Source organism: Lentzea tibetensis (genome assembly GCF_007845675.1).
Classification (GTDB): domain Bacteria; phylum Actinomycetota; class Actinomycetes; order Mycobacteriales; family Pseudonocardiaceae; genus Lentzea; species Lentzea tibetensis.
The window spans coordinates 195,232-216,736 of sequence record NZ_VOBR01000013.1 but is presented as its reverse complement, the minus strand read 5'-3'; the positions used below and the strand labels follow the sequence as shown (position 1 = coordinate 216,736).

The 21,505-nt window shown below is 70.1% G+C and carries 24 protein-coding genes; 6 read left to right on the top strand and 18 right to left on the bottom strand.

All coding sequences use genetic code 11. The features are described from left to right. Nucleotides 1-3 precede the first annotated feature (3 nt). The 8 genes from lgt to FKR81_RS21740 form a co-directional block, all read right to left on the bottom strand. On the bottom strand, nucleotides 4-1,038 hold the full coding sequence (gene lgt / locus FKR81_RS21775) for a prolipoprotein diacylglyceryl transferase (RefSeq protein WP_146354002.1): 1,035 nt from the start codon (nucleotides 1,036-1,038) through the stop codon (nucleotides 4-6). Nucleotides 1,039-1,784: 746 nt separating this feature from the next. Then, the gene (locus FKR81_RS21770; RefSeq protein ID WP_146353948.1) at nucleotides 1,785-3,740 is read right to left on the bottom strand and encodes an ABC transporter ATP-binding protein; all 1,956 of its coding nucleotides are present in this window, start codon (nucleotides 3,738-3,740) and stop codon (nucleotides 1,785-1,787) included. Between the two features lie 85 nt (nucleotides 3,741-3,825). After that, complete coding sequence (locus tag FKR81_RS21765) at nucleotides 3,826-4,383, bottom strand: Uma2 family endonuclease (RefSeq protein WP_146353947.1); 558 nt, start codon at nucleotides 4,381-4,383, stop codon at nucleotides 3,826-3,828. Nucleotides 4,384-4,541: 158 nt separating this feature from the next. Continuing rightward, nucleotides 4,542-5,333 carry a tryptophan synthase subunit alpha gene (gene trpA / locus FKR81_RS21760; protein ID WP_146353946.1) on the bottom strand — a complete coding sequence of 264 codons (792 nt, stop codon included), beginning with the start codon at nucleotides 5,331-5,333 and terminating at the stop codon, nucleotides 4,542-4,544. After that, nucleotides 5,330-6,583 carry a tryptophan synthase subunit beta gene (gene trpB, locus FKR81_RS21755; RefSeq protein WP_146353945.1) on the bottom strand — a complete coding sequence of 418 codons (1,254 nt, stop codon included), beginning with the start codon at nucleotides 6,581-6,583 and terminating at the stop codon, nucleotides 5,330-5,332. Before trpB ends, trpA begins: the two co-directional genes overlap by 4 nt. A gap of 12 nt (nucleotides 6,584-6,595) precedes the next feature. Beyond that, nucleotides 6,596-7,405 carry an indole-3-glycerol phosphate synthase TrpC gene (trpC, locus tag FKR81_RS21750; RefSeq protein WP_146353944.1) on the bottom strand — a complete coding sequence of 270 codons (810 nt, stop codon included), beginning with the start codon at nucleotides 7,403-7,405 and terminating at the stop codon, nucleotides 6,596-6,598. Between the two features lie 132 nt (nucleotides 7,406-7,537). Further along, on the bottom strand, nucleotides 7,538-7,927 hold the full coding sequence (locus FKR81_RS21745) for a Trp biosynthesis-associated membrane protein (RefSeq protein WP_146353943.1): 390 nt from the start codon (nucleotides 7,925-7,927) through the stop codon (nucleotides 7,538-7,540). Continuing rightward, nucleotides 7,917-9,455, bottom strand: coding sequence for an anthranilate synthase component I (locus FKR81_RS21740; protein ID WP_146353942.1), 1,539 nt, complete (start codon nucleotides 9,453-9,455; stop codon nucleotides 7,917-7,919). Before FKR81_RS21740 ends, FKR81_RS21745 begins: the two co-directional genes overlap by 11 nt. A 47-nt stretch (nucleotides 9,456-9,502) precedes the next feature. Here FKR81_RS21740 and FKR81_RS21735 point away from each other — a divergent pair, with 47 nt between their 5' ends. After that, on the top strand, nucleotides 9,503-10,105 hold the full coding sequence (locus FKR81_RS21735) for a TetR/AcrR family transcriptional regulator (RefSeq protein WP_146353941.1): 603 nt from the start codon (nucleotides 9,503-9,505) through the stop codon (nucleotides 10,103-10,105). Here the strand turns inward: FKR81_RS21735 and hisI are convergent. The 3 genes from hisI to hisF are packed head-to-tail and all read right to left on the bottom strand — an operon-like array spanning nucleotide 10,086 to nucleotide 11,568. After that, nucleotides 10,086-10,442: a phosphoribosyl-AMP cyclohydrolase gene (gene hisI / locus FKR81_RS21730; protein ID WP_146353940.1), complete on the bottom strand. Its 357-nt coding sequence runs from the start codon at nucleotides 10,440-10,442 to the stop codon at nucleotides 10,086-10,088. The two genes, FKR81_RS21735 and hisI, sit on opposite strands and share 20 nt — an antisense overlap. After that, the gene (locus FKR81_RS21725) at nucleotides 10,439-10,813 is read right to left on the bottom strand and encodes a hypothetical protein (RefSeq protein WP_146353939.1); all 375 of its coding nucleotides are present in this window, start codon (nucleotides 10,811-10,813) and stop codon (nucleotides 10,439-10,441) included. The genes hisI and FKR81_RS21725 overlap by 4 nt, the downstream gene beginning before the upstream one ends. Continuing rightward, nucleotides 10,810-11,568, bottom strand: a complete 759-nt coding sequence (gene hisF / locus FKR81_RS21720; RefSeq protein WP_146353938.1) for an imidazole glycerol phosphate synthase subunit HisF — start codon at nucleotides 11,566-11,568, stop codon at nucleotides 10,810-10,812. Before hisF ends, FKR81_RS21725 begins: the two co-directional genes overlap by 4 nt. Nucleotides 11,569-11,594: 26 nt before the next feature. Here hisF and FKR81_RS21715 point away from each other — a divergent pair, with 26 nt between their 5' ends. Genes FKR81_RS21715 through FKR81_RS21705 form a run of 3 tightly spaced genes read left to right on the top strand, consistent with a single transcriptional unit; the run spans nucleotide 11,595 to nucleotide 14,626 of the window. Continuing rightward, nucleotides 11,595-13,484, top strand: a complete 1,890-nt coding sequence (locus FKR81_RS21715) for a hypothetical protein (protein ID WP_146353937.1) — start codon at nucleotides 11,595-11,597, stop codon at nucleotides 13,482-13,484. Between the two features lie 10 nt (nucleotides 13,485-13,494). Then, nucleotides 13,495-13,884: a PPOX class F420-dependent oxidoreductase gene (locus FKR81_RS21710; RefSeq protein ID WP_146353936.1), complete on the top strand. Its 390-nt coding sequence runs from the start codon at nucleotides 13,495-13,497 to the stop codon at nucleotides 13,882-13,884. Between the two features lie 25 nt (nucleotides 13,885-13,909). Continuing rightward, complete coding sequence (locus FKR81_RS21705; RefSeq protein ID WP_146353935.1) at nucleotides 13,910-14,626, top strand: Clp protease N-terminal domain-containing protein; 717 nt, start codon at nucleotides 13,910-13,912, stop codon at nucleotides 14,624-14,626. On the opposite strand, the gene priA is transcribed toward FKR81_RS21705, so the two are convergent. The 6 genes from priA to FKR81_RS21675 form a co-directional block, all read right to left on the bottom strand. Then, complete coding sequence (priA, locus tag FKR81_RS21700; RefSeq protein WP_146353934.1) at nucleotides 14,592-15,323, bottom strand: bifunctional 1-(5-phosphoribosyl)-5-((5-phosphoribosylamino)methylideneamino)imidazole-4-carboxamide isomerase/phosphoribosylanthranilate isomerase PriA; 732 nt, start codon at nucleotides 15,321-15,323, stop codon at nucleotides 14,592-14,594. The two genes, FKR81_RS21705 and priA, sit on opposite strands and share 35 nt — an antisense overlap. 9 nt (nucleotides 15,324-15,332) lie before the next feature. Next, nucleotides 15,333-16,625, bottom strand: coding sequence for a hypothetical protein (locus FKR81_RS21695; protein ID WP_146353933.1), 1,293 nt, complete (start codon nucleotides 16,623-16,625; stop codon nucleotides 15,333-15,335). Then, entirely contained in the window at nucleotides 16,622-17,254 is a 633-nt protein-coding gene (hisH, locus tag FKR81_RS21690) for an imidazole glycerol phosphate synthase subunit HisH (RefSeq protein WP_146353932.1), read from the bottom strand. Before hisH ends, FKR81_RS21695 begins: the two co-directional genes overlap by 4 nt. A gap of 22 nt (nucleotides 17,255-17,276) precedes the next feature. Then, entirely contained in the window at nucleotides 17,277-18,104 is an 828-nt protein-coding gene (locus tag FKR81_RS21685; protein ID WP_146353931.1) for a hypothetical protein, read from the bottom strand. A 136-nt stretch (nucleotides 18,105-18,240) separates the two neighbouring features. Further along, nucleotides 18,241-19,122, bottom strand: coding sequence for a transketolase family protein (locus tag FKR81_RS21680; RefSeq protein ID WP_146353930.1), 882 nt, complete (start codon nucleotides 19,120-19,122; stop codon nucleotides 18,241-18,243). Between the two features lies 1 nt (nucleotide 19,123). Further along, nucleotides 19,124-19,795 carry a thiamine pyrophosphate-dependent enzyme gene (locus tag FKR81_RS21675; protein ID WP_222598356.1) on the bottom strand — a complete coding sequence of 224 codons (672 nt, stop codon included), beginning with the start codon at nucleotides 19,793-19,795 and terminating at the stop codon, nucleotides 19,124-19,126. Nucleotides 19,796-19,842: 47 nt separating this feature from the next. On the opposite strand from FKR81_RS21675, the gene soxR reads away from it, so the two are divergent. Continuing rightward, nucleotides 19,843-20,313 (top strand): redox-sensitive transcriptional activator SoxR, encoded by a 471-nt coding sequence (soxR, locus tag FKR81_RS21670; RefSeq protein ID WP_186763096.1) that lies wholly within the window; start codon nucleotides 19,843-19,845, stop codon nucleotides 20,311-20,313. Here soxR and FKR81_RS21665 read toward each other — a convergent pair whose 3' ends face one another. Continuing rightward, nucleotides 20,314-20,874: an RICIN domain-containing protein gene (locus FKR81_RS21665; RefSeq protein WP_146353928.1), complete on the bottom strand. Its 561-nt coding sequence runs from the start codon at nucleotides 20,872-20,874 to the stop codon at nucleotides 20,314-20,316. 98 nt (nucleotides 20,875-20,972) lie between these two features. Here FKR81_RS21665 and FKR81_RS21660 point away from each other — a divergent pair, with 98 nt between their 5' ends. Further along, a complete protein-coding gene (locus FKR81_RS21660; protein WP_146353927.1) occupies nucleotides 20,973-21,494 on the top strand; it encodes an RNA 2'-phosphotransferase in 522 nt (173 codons plus the stop codon). Nucleotides 21,495-21,505 lie beyond the last annotated feature (11 nt).

Sequence of the window (21,505 nt, the reverse complement as noted above, 5' to 3'; positions counted from 1 at the left end):
CCGTTACTCCGGTTTCGCTGGCTCCTGAGGCCGGGACTCGGCCTCGGCCTTCTCGTCGGCCTCTTCGGCCTCGTCCGTGTCTTCTGGGGTGTCTTCTGCGGTGTCTTCGGTCTTGGTCGCGTCTTCGGTGTCGTCGCTGCTTTCGGCCCCTGCCTCGGCAGGCGCTTCCGGCGTCGCCTGGAGCGCGGCGACGTCCTCCCGCTCACCCTTGCGGGCCGCGAGGACGAAGTAGGCCACCGCACCGATGAGCACCAGCGCCGACACGAACACGTTCACCCGCACACCGGCGATGAGCGTGGCCTCGTCGGTGCGCATGAGCTCGATCCAGAACCGCCCGGCGCAGTAGCCCGCGACGTACAGCGCGAACGCCCGCCCGTGGCCGAGCCGGAACTTGCGGTCGGCCCACACGACCAGCGCCGCGACACCGAGGTTCCACAGCAGCTCGTACAGGAACGTCGGGTGCACGACCGCGATCGGCGTGCTGTCGACGGCGACACCGCCGAGCATGTCCGGCAGCCCGGTGGCCGGGTCGACGCGCTGGTAGATCTCCAGCCCCCACGGCAACGTCGTGTCGCCGCCGTAGAGCTCCTGGTTGAAGTAGTTGCCGAGCCGCCCGATGGCCTGCGCGACGACGATGCCGGGCGCGAGCGCGTCGGCCATCGCGGGCAACGGGATGCCCTTGCGCCGGCACGCGATCCACGCGCCGACACCACCGAGCGCGATGGCGCCCCAGATGCCGAGGCCACCGTTCCAGATGGCGAACGCGTCGAGCGGGTTCTTGCCCGGCCCGAAGTACTTCTGGTTGTCCGTGATGACGTGGTACAGCCTGCCGCCGACCAGTCCGAACGGGACCGCGAACACGGCGATGTCCGTGACGTCACCCTTCTGGCCACCACGGGCGACCCAGCGGCGTTCACCCCACGAGATCGCGACGATGATGCCGAGGATGATGCACAGCGCGTAAGCCCGGATCGGGACCGGACCGAGGTGCCACACACCGCGGTCGGGGCTCGGGATCGTGGCCAGGACGGCGTTCAACACGGGCACCACCGTAGCGGTTGGCTCTTGGACGGCTACTCCGACAGTGCGATCGTTATCCGGTTGAACGACTCCTCCTGTCTCTCCGTGACCGCGGTCGGTGGGTGGGACGTGGGGGTGCGCGGGTGACTGCGCTGGTCAGGTGCGCGGCGCTCCCCTTGTGTTCGCCCGCGTTGAAGGGCCGATGAGCGGATCTCGGACCGCCAGGCGGCGGGTTGGCGGGTCGGCAGAACGCAGCGCCGGGGCACGACGCTGGGCGAGGCTCGGGCCACCAGGCGGTGGCGCCGAAGGATGGCGGAACGGGTCACGGGCAGCGGGGCGCGGATGGCGCCACCTCACCCAGCACCGACGGGTAGCGGCATCGGCGGCACGGGTGGACTGCGTTGGTCAGACGCGCGCCCGCGCCTCGAGCCCGGCGCTGAACCGCCGATCGGCGAGCCTCGGAGCGCCAGCCAGCGGGTTGACGGGTCAGCAGAACGCAGCCTCCGCGTGCTCGGACTCGCGCCCGCCGCTGGACGGACCTCGGGACCGCCAAGCGGTGTTGGCGGGTCGGCAGAACGCGGCATCGGGGTACGACGCTGGGCGAGGCTCAGGCCACCAGGCGGTGGGTTGGCGAGTCAGCTCAACGGGTGGCGCAGGCACCGGCGGTGGCCCGATGGCGGGACATCGCGCCGACCTCGCCAGCATCGGCGTCAGCGGGCGCGCCGGTCAGGTGTGTGGCACTCCCTGCCTCTCGCTCGTGCGGCTCACCTCGCTTCTGCGGTCGGCTCGTTGTCGCCGAGCCCGATGTGAGCGGGTGCCGGCGGTGGTGTGTCGGTGCGGAACGCGGCGGCCTGGATCTCGTACAGCTCGTGGTAGTGGCCGCGGGCGGCGTGCAGTTCGGCGTGGGTGCCCTGTTCGACCACGCGGCCCTCGGACAGCACGACGATGCGGTCCGCGTTCTTGATGTTGGCGAGGCGGTGGGTGACCAGGATCGTGGTGTGCTTGCTCGCGTTCTTCAGCGCGGTGAAGACGCGGGCCTCGGCCTTGGCGTCGAGGGCTGCCGTCGGCTCGTCGGCGACGAGGATGCTGGCGTCGCGGTAGATGCCTCGGGCGATGCCCAATCGCTGCCACTGGCCGCCGGACAGGTCCTGACCGTCCTGGAAGCGCTTGGACAACAGGGTCTTCTCCTTGTGGGGCAAGGAGTTCACCACTTCGTCCGCGCTCGACATCGTGAGAGCGGACTGCCACGCGTCCGGGTCGTCGCGGGTCAGGCGGCCCACCACGACGTTGTGCCTGGCGGTCATCGGCCAGCCTGCCGGGTCCTGGGCGATGACGGCGATCTGGTCGTGCACGCCGGACGGGTCGGCCGAGGCCACGTCCACACCGTCCCAGGTCACGGTGCCCGTCGTCGGCGGGTAGAGGCCCGTCAGCAGCTTGCCGAGCGTGGTCTTGCCCGAGCCGTTCTCCCCCACCAGGGCGACGATCTCGCCTCGGCGGACCGTCAGGTCCAGGCCCTGCACGGCCGGGGCCTCCGAGCCTGGATAGGTGAACGAGACGCCGGAGAGCTTGATCTCGGCCGGGTTCAGCGGTGCCTGAGCACCGGACGCCGGCTGGTGGCGAGCGGCGCACTCGGCGAGCAGGGTTTGGTAGAACTCGATGTGGAACGAGCCCTCGTGCAGCAGGTCGATCGAGCGCATGGTGTTCGAGAGGGACTGCGACGCGGTGCGCATCGCCAGTGCGGCCGTGCCGGCCAGCGCGAGTGGCAGCTGGCCCGTGTAGAGGAGCAGGCCCAGCACGCCGTACGCGAGGCCGGAGCCGAGACCTCCCACCGCGCGGCCCACCAGCCTGACCAGGTTGCTGCGGTGCGCCAGGCGCACGTCATCCGCCATCAGGCTCTCGGTGACCCGGCGGTGCTCCGCCAGCAGGCGCTGCTGCAGGGTCAGCGCGTGGCGCTCGAGCGCGAACTCGCGGGACATCGCCACGTCCTCGAGCACCGACTTGCTCATGTGCCTCGTCACGCTGTCGAGGAAGTGCCTGCGGTGCAGCCTGCCGACCCGCGCCGCGGCCCAGCCGTCGCCGACCGCGGTCAGCAGCAGCGCGAGCGTGAGCCACGGGTTGAGGAAGCCCGCCGTCACCAGTGCCGCAATGAGTGCGATCAGGGACGCCACGAGGTCCGCGATCCAGCGGATGCAGCCGTCGATGTACTCGACGCCGTCGCGGGCACCGCGGCGGATCAGCTCGCGGAAGTCGGCGTCCTCGAACGCCAGCAGCTCCACACCGATCACCGCCGACGTCACCGCGTCGTCGGCCGCCCTGGTGACCTTCGGCCGCAACGCGCCCTCGACGCTGCCCACCGCGGTGTCCAGCAGCGCGCGGAGCGCGTACGACCCCACCACCAGCGCCAGCGCGGGCAGCGACGCCACGAGGCGTTCCGGTGTCGGGCCGTCGCGCAGCAGCGCGGTGAACACGTCCGCCGTGGCGAGCAGGCCGAACGCGGTCACGCAGCCCGACGCCACGTGCACGACGGCCGCCAGCAGCGTCAGCCCCCGCGACGTCCGCCAGGCGAGGCCGACGACCACGCGGACCACGGCCGGCAGCTCCCTGAGCGCCTGCCGGAAGGTCGCCGCCGCGACCTTCTCGCTGACCTTGGCCCACTTCGGTGTCTTGATCTTCTCCAGGCCGATCAACGGGTCGGCGAATGAAGACGTGTTAGGTCGCAACGAATCCCCCGAGTCGCACGAATGATGAAGCCAGGATAGCGCGGTCGCATTTCAAAGGAAATAACGAAAGTAATTAATTAATGCGCTATGCCGACAGGGAAATCGTCACCGGGAACGGCCGATCCAGGGTCAGCACACCGTCATCGCTGGTCGTGACCTCGACGTACTTGACTCCCCGCAGCTCCAGCAGCGTCGCCGTGACCACCGGCCCCTGAGGATCGATCATCAGGTAGAACGGCACACCCGCTTCGGCGTACAACTCGCGTTTGAGCACGAGGTCGTTGATGCGCGTGCTCGGCGAAAGGACCTCGCCGGCGAGCAACACGTCCTCGACCGGCAGCATGACACCCTCGGCACCCGGCCTGATCACGGTGAAATCCGGAATCAGCAGGCGACCACCGGACAGCCGCACGTTGATCTCGACCGTCGCCTCGAACTCGGCCGGACAGTCGCGATCGAATGCCGCGAAGGCTCGACCCACCAGGCGCTGGTGACGAACGCTCCCCAGCGGGCTCACGATGAGCGTCCCGTCGATGAGTTCGATGCGTTGACTGTGGTCCTCCGGCAGCGCGAGGACGTCGTCGAGCGTCCACGGCCCGTTGTGGTTGGGCAGCAGGTACTCAGTTTCGACTGGAGCCGCCACTGGGCATCACCTCCGAAAACTGCCCGATCACAACCAGTGTGGCATGCCGGGCGGATGGCTGGCTTGAGCATGAGGCCAGCCTCTCGGGAGGCACCGACAATTTCGGGCCCCGAGTCCGCCATGGACCCGGAGGTTCACTCGATCAGGCGTTCGAACGGCTACGCCGGGGTGACCGCGCTCCGCACACCCTGCGCCAGCTCCGAGGTCAACGCGCGAACGGCGTGCTCACCCTCACCGGCTGCGGTCACGAAAGCGGAACCCACGATCACGCCGTCCGCGAACGCCGCCAGCTCGGCAGCCTGCGCACCCGACCGCACACCCAGCCCCACGCCGACGGGAATCGACGTGTGCTCACGCACGCGGCGAACCAACTCGGGAGCTGCAGAGGACACCACGTCACGCGCACCGGTCACGCCCATCACGGACGTCGCGTAGAGGAAGCCGCGCGAGGACGACGCGGTCAGGTCGATCCGCTCCTCCGTCGACGACGGCGCGACCAGGAAGATCCGGTCCAGCCCGTGCGCGTCGGAGGCGGCCATCCAGTCGGCGGCCTCGTCCGGCACCAGGTCCGGCGTGATCAGCCCGAGCCCACCCGCGGCGGCCAGGTCGCGTGCGAACGCGTCGACGCCGTAGCGCAGCACCGGGTTCCAGTACGTCATCACCACGGCGCGACCGCCGGCCGATGCCACCGACGACACGACGTCGAACAGGTCGCGCACCCGGAAGCCGGACCGCAGCGCCTGCTCAGCCGCCACCTGGATGGTCGGGCCGTCCATCACCGGGTCCGAGAACGGCAGGCCGACCTCGATGATGTCGCAGCCGGACTCGACCATGGCCCGCAGCATGTCCTTGGACCCGGAGACCGTGGGAAAACCAGCCGGCAGGTAGCCGATGAGCGCCGCGCGCCCCTCGGACCGCGCCTGCTCGAAGACGGGTGCGAGCTGGCTCATGACGTTTCCCCAGTCTTGTCGAAGCCGAACCACTCGACGGCCGTGCCCATGTCCTTGTCACCCCGGCCGGACAGGTTGACCAGCAACAGGGCCTCGGAGCCCAGCGACTGGCCGAGCTTGATGGCACCGGCCAGCGCGTGCGCGGACTCGATCGCCGGGATGATGCCTTCGGTGCGCGCGAGGAGCGCGAACGCGTCCATCGCCTCCGCGTCGGTCACCGGGAAGTACTCGGCGCGGCCGATGTCCTTCAGGTGCGAGTGCTCGGGGCCGACGCCGGGGTAGTCCAGACCCGCCGAGATCGAGTGCGCCTCGGTGATCTGGCCGTCCTCGTCCTGCATCACGTACGACATCGCGCCGTGCAGCGAACCGGGCGTGCCCGCGGTGAGCGTGGCGCCGTGGCGACCACTGTCCAGCCCGTCACCACCGGGCTCGACGCCCACCAGCCGCACCGACGGGTCGTCGATGAAGCCGTGGAAGATGCCGATCGCGTTCGAGCCGCCGCCGACGCACGCGACGACCGCGTCCGGCAGGCGCTCGGCCTTCGCCAGGATCTGCTCGCGCGCCTCGATGCCGATGACGCGGTGGAAGTCGCGCACCAGCAACGGGAACGGGTGCGGCCCGGCCGCGGTGCCGAGCAGGTAGTGCGTGCCGTCGACGTTCGCGACCCAGTCGCGCAACGCCTCGTTGATGGCGTCCTTCAACGTGCGCGAGCCGGTCTTCACCGGGATGACCTCGGCGCCGAGCAGCTTCATGCGCGCGACGTTCAGCGCCTGGCGCTCGGTGTCGACCTCGCCCATGTAGATCACGCAGTCGAGGCCGAGCAGTGCGCACGCGGTCGCGGTCGCGACGCCGTGCTGGCCAGCGCCGGTCTCCGCGATGACCCGCTGCTTGCCCATGCGCTTGGTGAGCAGCGCCTGACCCAGCACGTTGTTGATCTTGTGCGAACCGGTGTGGTTCAGGTCCTCGCGCTTGAGGAAGATCCGCGCGCCACCGGCGTGCTCGCCGAACTTCGGCGCCTCGGTCAGCAGCGACGGGCGGCCCGCGTAGTCCTTGAGCAGCCGGGCGAACTCGTCGAGGAACGCCGGGTCGACGCGCGCCTTCTCGTACTCGGCGGCCAGCTCGTCCACCGCGGCGATCAACGCCTCCGGCATGAACCGGCCGCCCCAGGGGCCGAAGTGCCCACGCGCATCGGGATCGTGCTGTGTGGGCGTGAACTGCGATGCGCCCCTGCTCGACTGCGTCGAAGACACCGCAAACCTCTCTTACCTGCTGGGCCGGGGACACGCCGGATGCGAACCGGCGGTCACCAGCTTGTTCACCGCTGCCTTGGGATCACCGCTGGTCACCAGGCTCTCGCCGACCAGCACCGCGTCGGCACCGGCACCGGCGTAAGCCATCAGGTCGCCCGGACCGGAGACACCCGACTCGGCGATCTTGATCGTCTCGAAGGGTAGTCCAGGCGCGATCCGGCCGAAAACGTCTTTATCGACCTCGAGCGTGTGCAGATTGCGCGCGTTCACTCCGATGACGCTCGCGCCCGCCTCGAGCGCGCGGTCCGCCTCCTCGGCGGTGTGCACCTCGACGAGTGCCGTCATGCCGAGCGACTCCACCCGGTCCAGCAACGCCACCAGCGCGTTCTGCTCCAGCGCCGCCACGATCAGCAGCACCATGTCCGCGCCGTGCAGCCTGGCCTCGTGCACCTGGTACGGGCTGACGATGAAGTCCTTGCGCAGCAAGGGGATCTTCACCTTCGCGCGCACCGCGTCGAGGTCGGCGAGCGAACCGCCGAAGCGCCGCTGCTCGGTCAGCACGCTGATGACCTGCGCGCCGCCCGCCTCGTACTGCGCCGCCAGCTCGGCGGGCTCCGGGATGTCCGCCAGTTGCCCCTTCGACGGGCTGCGCCGCTTCACCTCGGCGATGACACCCACGCTCGGCGCACGCAGAACCGACAGCACGTCGAGCGGCGGCGACACCTTGGTCGCCTGCTCCTTGACGGCGTCGAAGGACAACTGCGCCTCGCGAGCGGCGAGATCCTCACGCACACCCTCGAGGATCGATTCGAGAACCGTCACAGTTTTGCTCCCCTTCCCGCTTGAAGGATGCTAACCCCGCAGGAGTAACGCCTCTGCCACCGGGGGTTCCGAATCAGCGCAGCTCCGCAAGGTCCTCAACGGCCCACGTGCGCGAACGTGCGCGAACGATCTTCACTCGTTCGTGTGGCCGCGTGATTCCGTCGGGTCTTCTCCTCGTTCCAGCGCGCTCCACATGTCGCGTTCCGGGTCCGGTGCGGGCGCCTGCTGGCCGCCCATGCCGAACCGTGGCATGCGGTGCCCGAGCCACGCCAGAATCACACCGGAGACGAGCAGGCACACGCCGCTGGCGATGGCGAACGCGTGCCAGCCGGGCGCCGCGACGGCCGACGTGCCGATGAGCACGACGCCGAGCACGCGCCGCGGCCACCCGCTGAGCGCGACGAGCGCGGCGACCGACGCGAGGCAGAACAACGCGAACGGGATCTGCGAAGCCGCCCACTGCCCTGCTGCCGCGAGCAGCAGCAGGACGAGAACGGTCCACAGTGGACGTCTACCGGTCAACGGCGGGCGCCATCGTCTGGGCGGTCGCGATCGCGGCGAGCACGGCGCCCGCCTTGTTGAGGCACTCGTTGTCCTCCGCCTGCGGGTCCGAGTCCGCCACGATGCCGCCGCCCGCCTGCACGTACGCGGTTCCCTGGCGCACCAGTGCGGTCCGGATCGCGATGGCCGTGTCCGCGTCACCCGCGAAGTCGAAGTACCCGACGACGCCGCCGTACAGGCCGCGCCGGGTGGGCTCCAGCTCCTCGATGAGCTCCATCGCGCGCGGCTTCGGCGCACCGGAGAGCGTGCCCGCCGGGAAGCAGGCGGCGACCGCGTCGAACGCCGTCTTCCCCTCGGCCAGCTCACCGGTCACCGTGGACACGATGTGCATGACGTGGCTGTACCGCTCGACCTTGAAGAAGTCGACGACGTGCACCGAGCCGGGCTTGCACACCCGGCCGAGGTCGTTGCGGCCGAGGTCGACCAGCATCAGGTGCTCCGCGCGTTCCTTGTGGTCGGCGAGGAGGTCCTTCTCCAGCAACGCGTCCTCGTCGGGATCGAGCGAGCGCCACCGTGTTCCCGCGATCGGGTGAGTCGTGGCCTTGCCGTCGCGGACGGTCACCAGCGACTCGGGGCTGCAGCCGACGATGTCGAAGTCGTCGAGGCGCAGCAGGTACATGTACGGGCTCGGGTTGGACGTCCGCAGCACCCGGTAGATGTCGAGCGCGTCCGCGGTCGTCTGCATCTCGAAGCGCTGTGACACGACGACCTGGAACGCCTCGCCCGCCCGGATGGCCTCCTTGGCCTTCTCGACGGCCGCGAAGTGGTCCTCCTGGCTGCGTCTGCGCACGAACTCCGGCTTGGGCCGGGAGAACACGGCCGCGGTGGGCGGCGTCGGCGTGTGCAGGTCGTAGGTCATCGCGTCGAGCCGCGCGACCGCGTCGTCGTACGCCGCGTCCACGCGCTCCGGCGAGTCGTCCCAGTTGACCGCGTTCGCGATCAGCGTGACGGTGCCCTCGTGGTGGTCGAGCGCCGCGAGGTCGGTCGCGAAGAGCATGACGAGCTCGGGCACCTTGAGGTCGTCCTCGGCGAGCTCGGGCAGCCGCTCCAGCCTGCGCACCGCGTCGTAGCCGATGTAGCCGACCATGCCGCCGGTCAGCGGCGGGAGGCCGGGCAACGGATCCGTGCGCAGCACCTCGATGGTCTCGCGCAGCACGTGCAGCGGGTCGCCGCCGTCCGGCAGCCCGACCGGGCGGGTACCGGTCCAGAACGCGTCGCCGCCGGTCGCGGTGAGCGCCGCCGAGCTGCGCACGCCGATGAACGACCAGCGCGACCACGAACGGCCGTTCTCAGCCGACTCGAAGAGGAACGTGCCCGGCCGGTCCGCGGCCAGTTTGCGGTAGAGCCCGACGGGCGTCTCCGCGTCCGCGAGCAACCTGCGCACGACCGGGATGACGCGCCGGTTCGCCGCGAGCTCGCGGAACTCCTCGCGCGTGGGGCTGACCGCCCCGAGACCTGATTTTGCCACCGCTCCGATGACGCTCACCATGTGCGCAATTGTTGCACATATTCAACATCTGTTGAAAACTAGAGGGCGTGGACCAGGGCACTCAGAAGCGTAGAGGACGGCGCGCGGCGGGCGAGGACACCAAGTCGGCGTTGCTCGCGGCCGCCCGCGAGGTGTTCGTCGAGCGCGGTTTCGACGGCGCGACGGTGCGGATGATCGCGAGTCGCGCCGGCGTCGACGCGGCCATGGTGAACCACTGGTTCGGCAGCAAGGAAGGCCTGTTCGCGCAGGCCGTCCTCCAGGTGCCGATCGACCCGAACGAGCTGGTCAGACGGTTGCTCGACGGTCCGGCCGACGAGATCGGGTACCGGATCGTGCGCACTTTCCTGACGATCTGGGACGCCACCGGTGGCGGGCAGTTCGTCGCGCTCATCCGCAGCGTCACGTCGCACGAGGGCGTCGCCAAGGTGTTGCGCGAGGTCTTCCTCAACACGATCTTCAAGCAGATCACCACCGAGCTCGGACTCGACCAGTCCGAGCTGCGGGCGACGGTCTGCGCCACGCAGATGGTGGGGCTCGGGATGGTGCGGTACGTCGTCCACTTCGAACCGCTCGCGTCCACGCCGGTGGAGACGCTGGTCGGCATGATCGGTCCGACCATGCAGCGCTACCTCACCGGGCCGCTGGCGTGAGCAGCACGGTCTCGTCGAAGCACGTGCGGTCGCCCGTGTGGCACGCGGCGCCCACCTGGTCGACCTTCAGCAGCAACGTGTCGCCGTCGCAGTCGAGGCGCACCTCGTGGACGTACTGGGTGTGCCCGGAGGTCTCGCCCTTGACCCACAGCTGCTGACGGCTGCGCGAGTAGTAGGTCGCGCGGCGCGTGGTGAGCGTGCGGTGCAGCGCCTCGTCGTCCATCCACGCCACCATCAGCACCTCACCGGTGTCGTGCTGCTGCGCGACCGCGCACACGAGTCCGTCGGCGGTGCGCTTGAGCCGTGAGGCGACGGTCGGGTCGAGCGGGCTGGTCAACGGGGTCCTCCCAGGTAGTTGCGGGCGGGGCCGGTGTTGAGCAGCACGACGCCGTAGACGTGCACCCCGGACAGCACGCCGGAGACGACCCGAGCCCACACCGGGCCGTCGGCGAGCACGATCAGCAGGTGCAGCAGGCCGACGAGGACGAACACGCCCATGGCGACCTTGTGCGCGATCCTGATCCGGAGCATCAGGCCGGCACCGACGAGCAGCTCGAGGAGTCCGATGGCGATCGGGGCCTTGAGCACGTCCGCCCCGCCCTCGACCTGCCACCGCACCAAAGCGACGATGACGAACAGCAGCGCGCCGCCGCCCGCGACGAGTGCGGAGACCAGCACCTCGACGGGCGTGTCCGTCCGGCGGATCACCTGACCACCACGCCGGAGGCGCGCAGGCCGTCCTTGACCTCGCCGATGCGCAACTGTCCGAAGTGGAACACGCTCGCCGCGAGCACCGCGTCCGCACCGGCCTCGACGGCGGGCGGGAAGTGCGCGACGGCACCGGCTCCCCCGCTGGCGATCAGCGGCACGTCGACGACCTGGCGCACCTTGCGGATCAGCTCGAGGTCGAAGCCCGCCTTGGTGCCGTCGGCGTCCATCGAGTTGAGCAGGATCTCGCCGACGCCCAGCTGCTGACCGCGTTCGGCCCACTCGATCGCGTCGATGCCCGTACCCGTGCGGCCGCCGTGCGTGGTGACTTCGAAGTTCTTGCCGTCCGGCAGCCTGCGCGCGTCCACGGACAGCACGATGCACTGCGCGCCGAAGCGTTCCGAGCACTCCTTGAGCAGCTCGGGGCGGGCGATCGCGGCCGTGTTCAGGCTGACCTTGTCCGCGCCCGAGCGCAGCAGCTTGTTGACGTCCTCCGGGCTGCGCACACCGCCGCCGACGGTCAGCGGGATGAACACCTGCTCCGCGGTGCGGCGGACGACGTCGTAGGTCGTCTCGCGGTCGCCCGAGCTCGCGGTCACGTCGAGGAAGGTCAGCTCATCGGCCCCCTCGGCGTCGTAGACCCTGGCAAGCTCGACGGGGTCGCCCGCGTCGACGAGGTTGGTGAAGTTGATCCCCTTCACCACCCGGCCCCGGTCGACGTCGAGACAGGGGATGACACGGACCGCGACTGACATGCGGGAAAGCCTACTAGGGAGCGAATTTGCGCATCATTCGCGCTGAGGACCTGGCTGACCCGATCCACGTCGAGGACGCGCGGATCGCGGGTGTGCTCGACCTCGAGGGGCAGCGGCTGAGCCACCCGTTGATCCTCCGGAACTGCTACGTGGAGGAGGAGATCAACCTCCGGCGCGCCGAGATCCCCCACGTCGACCTGTCCGGCTCACACCTGTGGGGCCTGGACGCGAAGCAGTTGCGCACCAGGGACGACGTCGACCTGCGCGACGTGGTCACCGCCGGCACGGAAGTGTCGCTCATCGGCGCACGGGTGGACGGCTGCCTGCTGCTCAGCGGTGCTCGGCTGTCCAATGTGAATGGACACACGCTCGTAGCGAACGGCATAGAAGTCGCCCAGGACGTGTACGGCCTCGGCCTCACGTCGGTTGGCTGGTTCAGCTTGCGTGCAGCCCATATCAAGGGCGAACTGCACTTGCCTGGGGTACGGCTGTTCAACCCCAGACGCCCCGCACTGACGGCCGACCGCCTCGAAGTCGGCGGCCTGAACTGCAACGGTCTTAAGGCGACCGGCGGGGTATCGCTAATGAGTGCCAGCATCAGTGGCGACGCAGGGTTCGACGGCGCAAAGCTGGCGGACGGACTCACGGCGGCCGGGCTGGTCGTCGGTGGCGCGGCCCATTTCAAAAGGGGCTTCACCGCACGCGGCCAGGTCGTGCTCAGCAACGCGCGGATCGGCACCAACCTCGTGTTCATCGACGCCACCCTGTCGTGCCCCGTCGACGTCGCCCTGGCGGCGGACTCGATCTCCGTCGGCAGGCACGCCGACTTCACCCGGCTCACCGCGCACGGCAAGCTGCGGCTCGCCAGTGGCCACATCAAGGGCACGCTGCGCTTCCCGGACGCCCGGCTGTCGAACCTCGGCGACGACGCGCTCGACGTCCAGTCGGCGACCGTCGACCAGCACCTCTCGCTGCAGCGCTGTGAGGTCACGGGCGGCGTGCGGCTGGACAGCGCGCTCGTGCGCGGCCACGTCCTGCTCACCGACGTGCGGATCGGCGAGCTGTCGGCGGACGTGCTCGTGGTCGAGCGGGACTTCTGGTGCTCGGGCACGGCCGCGGGACGCGTGTGGGCGCGCGGGCTCCGCGTCGGGCAGGACGCGGCGTTCCGTGGCGAGTTCGCGGACGAGGTGGCGCTGCCCGACGCGCACGTCGGCGGCAGGCTGACCTTCACCAAGGCGACGATGACGAAGGTGGGGCTCGACGGTGCGCGCGCGACGACCCTGCGGTTCCGGCCCGCAAAGGCGATCGACGAGCTCGACCTGACCGACGCGACCGTCGGCAGCTTCGAGGACGACCCGGAGACGTGGCCGGAGAAGGTGTGGCTGCGCGGCTTCACCTACGACCTGCTCGAGCACGACCACGCACCGGTGAAGCACCGCGTCGGGTGGCTGCACCGCCACCCCGAGGGCTACACACCGGGCCTCTACGACACCCTCGCCGCCGCGTACAAGCGCGCCGGGCGGCTGAACTTCACCCGCAAGGTCAACATCGCCAAGCAGTGGGACCGGCGCGCCGAGTTCGGTCCGTTCGGCAGGGCGTGGAACTGGTTGCTGTACCTGGTGGTCGGCTACGGCTACCGCCCCATGCTCGCCGGGGCGTGGCTGCTGGCGCTGCTGGGCGCAGGCACCGCGGTGTACGCGAACACCACGCCGACGGCGACCGCTCCGGTCGTGGAGGCGTTCAACCCGTTCGTGTACGCGCTGGACGTGATGCTGCCGATCGTGGACTTGGGCCAGCAGAAGGCCTGGGTCGTGCAAGGTCCGGCGCAGTGGTGCTCGTGGGCGTTGATCGCGGCGGGCTGGGTGCTGACGACGGCGGTGGTCGCCGGTCTCACCAACGCGCTGAAGCGGGACTAGATTCAGCACCGTGATCACTGATCTGGGCAAGGGCGAGTACCTGCTGCTGACGACGTTCCGCAAGAACGGCACCCCGGTGGCGACGCCGGTGTGGGTGGCGTGGGAGGGCGAGGAGATCTACGCCTGGTCGGCCAAGGAGACCGGCAAGGTCAAGCGCATCCGCAACAGCGGCGACGTCGAGATCGGGCCGTGCGACTACCGGGGCAACCCCAAGGGCGACTCGGTGCCCGCGCACGCGGAGCTCATGAGCGACGAAGAGAGCGACCACGTCCGCGACCTGATCACGAAGAAGTACGGGGTCATGGGCTGGCTGACCATGTTCGGCAGCAAGCTCCGCAGGGGCCGGACGGGCACCATCGGCATCCGGATCACCGAGCGTCAACCCGAGGTTGACGGCTGATCAATCGTCAACCTACAGTTGACGCGTGGTCACGACGCCGATCCAGCTCACCGACCTGATCGTCACGGTCGCCAAGGAGCACGAGGACGCGCTGCACCGGCTCGCGGCCGCGGTCAGCCTGAGCGAGCAGCTCGACGAGCTCGGTGATCACCTCATCGGGCACTTCGTCGACGAGGCGCGGCGGACCGGGGCGAGCTGGACGGACATCGGCGAGAGCATCGGCGTCAGCAAGCAGGCCGCGCAGAAGCGGTTCGTGCCGAGGGAGTCGCCCGAGCTCGGCTCGAAGCCGAGCCTCGACCGGTTCACGCAGCGGTCGCAGCGGGTGGTGAACCTCGCGAAGCACCACGCGCGGTTCAGCGAGCGCATCGGCAGCGAGCACCTGCTGCTCGGGCTGCTGGACGAGAGCGGCGGGCTCGCCGCGAAGACGATCCGCAAGCTGGAGGCGTCCGACGGCACCACGCGCATCGCGACGCTCAACCGGCTCGACACCGAGAGCCACCGGCGGCCGGACCCGCAGCCGTTCACCACGCACTGCAAGAAGGCGCTCGAACTGGCCGTGCGCGAGGCGTTGCGGATGGGGCACACGTTCATCGGCACCGAGCACATCCTCCTCGGCGTGCTCGCCGAGGAGGAAGGCACCGCGGCGCAGGTGCTCCGCAGCACCGGTGTCACGCACCAGGCCGCGGAGGCCTACATCAAGCAGGTCGTCAGCGGACTGCTGCCAACGCCTCGGGAAGGGTGAAAGCGCCCGCGTAGAGCGCCTTTCCGATGATCGCGCCCTCGACACCGTCGCGGGACAACGCGGCGAGCGCGACCAGATCGTCCACACTGGACACACCGCCGGACGCCACGACCGGCGCGTCGGTGCGCGCGCAGACCTCGCGCAGCAGCTCGATGTTCGGCCCCTGGAGCGTGCCGTCCTTCGACACGTCCGTGACGACGTAGCGAGAGCAGCCGTCGCGGTCGAGCCGGTCGAGCACCTCCCACAGGTCGCCGCCGTCCTTGGTCCAGCCGCGCGCCGCGACGCGGTGGCCCGCCTCGGTGATGCGCACGTCCAGGCCGACCGCGACGCGCTCGCCGTACTCGGCGACGACCTTCGCGCACCACTCCGGGTCCTCGAGCGCGGCGGTGCCCAGGTTCACCCGCGCGACACCGGTGGCCAGCGCGGCCTCCAGCGACGCGTCGTCGCGGATGCCGCCGCCCAGCTCGACCTGCACGTCCAGCTTCCCGACCACCTCGGCGATCAGGTCGCGGTTGGAACCACGGCCGAACGCGGCGTCCAGGTCGACCAGGTGCACCCACTCCGCGCCGTCGCGCTGCCAGGCCATGGCGGCGTCGACCGGGTCGCCGTACGAGGTCTCGGTACCGGCTTCGCCCTGCACGAGCCGAACGGCAAGACCGTCGGCCACGTCAACAGCGGGGAGGAGTGTGAACGTCACCAGAACAGCCTAGCGTGCGTCTCCGAGCACAACTGCGGCCACGCGCTCCTGTGCGTCCGCGGTGAGCGGGTGCCGCACCGGCTGCCACGGGCCGGTCACCAGCAGGCCGACGTAACGCGGGTAGTACTGCGTCATCTCGAGGTACATGTACTGGGTCCGCATGACCGTCTCGTCGGTCTGCTCCGGGCACACCGGGCTGCCCTCGGGGAGGAGGAACAGCTCCTTGTCCGGAACGCGCTCCTCGAGCTTGGTCATCAGGGTCTCGAGCCGGCCGTAGTCGAGGCACGCCTCGCTGAACCCGACCCAGTCGGCCTCAGCCGGCGCCGTGAACGCGTCGTCCACCTGGGCTCCCGGCACGACGAGCAGCACCTTCTTGTCCGGGAAGGCCTTCTTGACGCTGCGCGCGGCCGCGGCGTCGGGCACGGAGAACGCGGCGACGCGCGAGAGGTGCGGGCGCACCTGCTGCTGCCAGTTCGCGCCGGTCGCCTCGACGACGCACGACGCGGGTGCGCAGCCCTTCACCAGATCAGCGCGCACCCGGTTCAGGTTGCTGTGTCCCTTGACCGCGGCCAGCTGCGCCGCGGTCGCGACGTCGAAGCCGTGGTAGCGCAGCCGCGGGTCGCGTTTGCGCAGATCGCTGGAGTTCATCGAGGACATGCGCAGGTCGTCGACGAGACCGGCGCGGTCGCCCCCGGAGTGACCGAGGTAGGTCCACAGGCGCTCGGTCGGCACGGCGGTGCCGAGAGCGACGTCCTTGCGCACGTCGTTCACCGTCAGGCTCAGCGTGGATCCGGTCAGCGTCACCGTGACGCGGTACGAACCGTCCTGGCACGGCTTGGCGAACCTGTCGAACGTCTGCGCCGGCTGTCCCGGTTGGACCACCTGCACGCCACCGTTGGCGCGCAGGACGAACGCGAGCCCTATGTCCTGAGCGGACACGTCGCCCGTGCTGTTCGCGGACTCGCTCAGCACGATCGACGAGCTGCCCGCGGCCGGGGTGAGCGTCGCCGAGATCGTTGAACCGGTCGACGGCGCGTCGAGCCGCACGACCGCGCTGCCCAGCGAGAGCTTGCCGGGATGCCGCTTGCTGTTGACCTGCGCGGCGGCCGTCTCGCCGGACAACCTGGTGTAGGTGACGGCTCCGGAACCCTGGCGCTGCTTGAGGTTGTCGTTGAGCCCGTAGGTCGGCTCGGCGTTGACGGCACCCTCGAACGAGTCGCTGAACGGGTGCGGCGCGGCGTGCGCGGGCACGGCGGCGAACGTCGCGGCCGCCAGCGCGACCACGATGGCGCGGATGATCACAGGGTCCCCAGCCAGTTCTCCAACAGGTGGGCCCCCGCGTCACCGGACTTCTCCGGGTGGAACTGCGTCGCCCACAACGGACCGTTCTCGACGGCGGCGACGAAGTCGTCCTTCGCGTGCGTCGCCCACGTCACGAGCGGTGGCCGGATGATCTCCCCCGGCTCCAGTTCCCACTGTCGCACACCGTAGGAGTGCACGAAGTAATAACGCGTGTCACTGTCCAATCCGGCGAACAGCTTGCTTTCCTCGGGCGCGCGAACGGTGTTCCAGCCCATGTGCGGCACGATCGGCGCGTCCAGCCGTTCGACGGTGCCGGGCCACTCGCCGCAGCCCTCGGTGAGCACGCCGTGCTCGATGCCGCGCTCGAAGAGGATCTGCATGCCGACGCAGATGCCGAGCACCGGGCGTCCGCCCGCGAGCCGGTTGTCGATGATCCGGGCGCCGTGCACGGCGTTGAAGCCCTCCATGCACGCCGCGTACGCGCCGACGCCGGGCACGACGAGCCCGTCCGCGGCGAGCGCGACCTTCGGGTCCGCGGTCACCTCGACATGGGCGCCGACCCGCTGGAGTGCGCGCTCCGCTGAGCGCAGGTTGCCGGATCCGTAGTCCAAAACGACGACGCGTGCCATGTGACCAGCCTATTCGGCGGCACTATTCGGTCGGCGCCGAGCCCTGCGTCACCGGGATCACCGGCAGCGCCGTGTTGATCGGCTTGCCCTTGACCGGCTGGCGCGCGACGCGCACCACGTACGTCACCCACGCGATGGTCAGCGGCAAGACCACGACCGCGGCGAGCGGACCGGGCAGCCCGGCCTGCACGGCCGCGATGGCGCTGCCGACGAGCACCACCGCGAACACCCACCGGTACCACCGGGGCAGCGCGCGCGGTGCGGGCAGCTGGTGCAGCCACAGGTCGGCGCGCCCCTCCCCCGCCAGGTCGGCGACCTTCGCGACGTCCGGCAGCGCGAGCGCCTCCAGCATCCCGGTGACCGCCCGCGGCCCACCGGTCTCCCAGTCGGCCAGCCGCTGGGCGACCTGCTCCTCATCGGCCTGCGGCAGCACCTTGACCAGGTGTGCGAGTGCCGCCTGCCGGTGCTTCTCCTGTGCGCGCCACCGCTGCGTGTAGACGGTGACGAGCCGGTCGAACACGCGGCCGACGGCGCCGGGGCGTTTGACCTCCGCGTTGAGCCGCACGACCGCGTCACTCGCGCCGAACGACCAGCCGCGCCCGAAGGCGCTGCCGAACGCGACCACGACCGCCGCGTCGTCGTTCCAGTAGACGAGCAGCGAGGCCCCCGCGAGCTTGCGCGCCGTGTCCGGGATGACCAGGTTCTGCCGCAGCGCGGAGCTCGGCGGCGGCAGCAGCACCGTCCCGGTCGGCACCGGTACCAGCGCCGACGGGCCGACGCCCACCTCGTGCAGCCTTCGCTGCACCTCAGCGGTGGGCATCGGGGTCCAGATGAGGGTTCTCGCGCTCACGGGCAACATCATTCCCTGTCGGTGATCCACGCCGACAACCGCAGAAGGTCGGTATCCGCGGGATCACCGGCGCGCGGCTGCCCCCTGCCAGTCCCGAGCGCACGACGTCCGTCCACGATGCGAGATCATGCCCGACTCACCGGTGGAAGAAGGCGCGAACGGCCGCGGCGATGCCCACGACATCGAGGTCGTGCGCCGCGTCGTGGTCCGCTGCCGTGCCGTAGGCGTGCAGTTCGAGGTGCCGTTTCACGCCCACCGAACGCAGCCGGTGCGGCACCTCCTCCAACGCCTCGGTGACCACGTGCGCCGACGTGCCCTCCAGGTACGGCTCGACGAGCATGACGTCCGAGCGCTCGGCCTCGGCGAGCGCCGCGCGCAGCCCGTCGCCGTCGAACGGCCGCACGGTCGACGCGTAGAGCACGGTCACGTCGGCCTGTTCCTGCTCGACGGCCTTCACCACGCGGTCGAGCACCGGGCCGACGGCGAGCACGACGCCCTTGCGGCCGCGGCGCACCTCGGTGACCCCCTGGCCCACCGGGTAGCCCTGCGCGTTCTCGTGCATCGACAGCCGGACGTACACGCGGCCGTCGCCCCTGATCGCGTCGCGGACGAGCGGGCCGACCTCGTCGCTGTGGCCGGGGACGTGCACGGTCCAGCCGGGCAGCGTGTCGAACAGCGCCACGTCGCCGGGTGCCTGGTGGGTGCGGCCCCACGCCGGGTCGTCGTACGAGGCGCCGACGCTGACCAGCACCGCGCCGACCTCCTGGTGGCCGAGGTCGAGCTTGATCTGCTCGAACGGGCGCTCCACCAGGAACGGCGCGTAGGTGTGCACGACCGGGCGCAGACCGGTGAGGGCGAGGCCGCCCGCGACGCCGATCATCGCCTGCTCGCGGATGCCCACGTCGATCACGCGGTCGACGCGCGGGAAGAGGTCGCGGGAGATGGCCGCGATGACCACGGCGACGCGCGGGTCGGCGTCCATCTCGGCGAGGACCGTCTTGGCGAACTCCGTGCGCATGTCAGTTGCCCTTCCGGATTTGCGCGACAACCGCGAGCGGCTGTCCTGGGTGTTCGGCGGTGAACGCGGCTTCGAGCGCGTCGTGGTCGCGGCCGTCGACGGTGAGCGTCGCCCAGCCCTCGACAGCGAACCGCTGGTCGATGCCACCGGGCCAGCCGTGGCTCGCCGAGTCGTTGTCGATCACGACCGCGGTGAGCCGCTCGATGCCGAACCGGCCCGCGATCGCGATGGCCTCGTGGTTGCTGCCCTCGTCGAGCTCGCCGTCGCCGACCAGCACGAACACCTTCGCCGGACTGGCCTGGACACCGAGACCGAGCGCGGTGCCGACGGCGAGACCGAGCCCGTGGCCGAGCGACCCGCTGCTGATCTCCACGCCGGGCACGAGCACGCGGTCCGGGTGCTGGCCGAGGGGTGAGTCCCACTCCGTCCAGTTGTCCAATGTGGACGGTTCGAGGAAGCCCTTCGCGGCGAGCACGGCGTAGTACGCCATCGGCCCGTGCCCCTTGGAGAGCAGGAACCGGTCGCGGCCGGGATCGGCGAGGTTCTTCGGTGATACGTTCAGCACGCGGTCGTAGAGGACCCAGAGCACGTCCAGCGTCGATGCCGCCGCCCACTCGTGCTTCTCGTCGCCCGTCATCCTCGCGAAGAGGGCGGGTAGCTCGGTCTGCATCATGCGACCCACTCTGCGACCTCGACCAAGGTAGAGGTCAAGCACGTACGATGGGGGTCGTGAGCAAGTTGCCGGAGATGTTGACCATCGGCCAGGTCGCCGATCGCAGCGGCGTGCCGCACACCGCGCTGCGCTTCTACGAGGACCGCGGCCTGATCGCGTCCGTGCGCACCACGGGCAACCAGCGCCGCTACGCCCGGTCGGTGCTGCGCAGGCTCGCGTTCATCCGCACCGCCCAGCGCGTCGGACTGTCCCTGGAGGACGTCCGCGACGCGCTGGCGACGCTGCCGGACAGCCGCACGCCGACCAAGTCGGACTGGGCCCGTCTCTCGAAGGGCTGGCAGTCCGAACTGGACGCGCGGATCGACGCGCTGCAGCGGTTGCGCGACCGGCTGACCGGCTGCATCGGGTGCGGCTGCCTGTCTCTGCGCAGCTGTTTCCTGCAGAACTCCGACGACGTCATGGCCAACGCGGGCCCTGGCGCGCCGAGGCTCAAGGCCGCCACGGAGGGCGGGATCTGATCAGCCGCGGAAGTAGTACGGCGCCCGGTTGTTCCAGATGTGGTCGTCGGCGTCGCTGCAGTGCCACAGCGTCAGCGGCGCGTCGTCGCCCCCGGTGCCGAACCCGTCGACGTCCAGGCACAACCGCGACTTCTGGTGCACGAACCAGTAGCCCTCGGGGATCGAGCCGCCGCCGCTGCGCTTCACCACGACGAAGTACTGGTTGTCCTCCGGACCCGCGCAGGTGTACTCGGTGACCCTGGTGCCCGGTGCCACCGAGCCGTAGTACGGCAGGTCCAGGCACAGGTTGTCGGCGGTGTTGTAGAGCGCGACGACGGCGTTCGAGCCCTCGTTCGGCTTGTACGCGAGCTGCCACATCTGGTTGTCGCCGTACGGACGGCAGGTGTACTGGTTGACCGGGCCGTCGATCGTGCCCGCCCCGTAGCCGGGCAGGTCGATGCACTTGCCGGTCCTGGCGTTCTGCATCAGCCACGGGCCGTACCACGGGTTCGCCTGCCCCACCCCCGGCGTGAGCAGCGCGAACAAGGTCATGACCAGCCCGAACAGAAGTGCTCTTCGCATGGTTCCCCCATTGGTGATGGCACTCGTCGCCAGTGTGGCGGGCCGGCCGCACAGAAGCCGCACAGAATTCGGTGGCGCGGCGTGCTTTGCTGAAAGCCATGCAACACGAAAGACTCGTCCGCCTCTCGAAGCGGATGTCCCGCGTGCTCCGGCACGACCCCGCGTCGGCGGGCCTCCAGCTCGACCCGGCGGGCTGGGTGGCCGTCGACGACCTGCTGGCCGCGCTGCACATGTCCCACGAGGAACTGCTCGAAGTGGTCGCGGGCAACGACAAGCAGCGGTTCGCCATCGAGGGCGACCTGATCCGCGCCAACCAGGGCCACAGCGTCACCGTCGACCTCGACCTGCCCGTCGCCGTGCCTCCGGTGGTCCTGTTCCACGGCACCGTGGCGAAGTTCCTGGACGCGATCCTGGCCGACGGCCTGCGTCCGATGTCGCGCCACGACGTGCACCTCTCCCCCACCAGGGAGACCGCCGAACGCGTCGGCGCGCGGCGCGGCAAGCCGGTGATCCTCACCGTCGACGCCTCGCTCATGCACCAGGACGGCCACGAGTTCCGGGTCAGCGCGAACGGCGTCTGGCTCACCTCGCACGTCCCGGCCCAGTACCTCGCCCGGTGAAGGACGTCGTC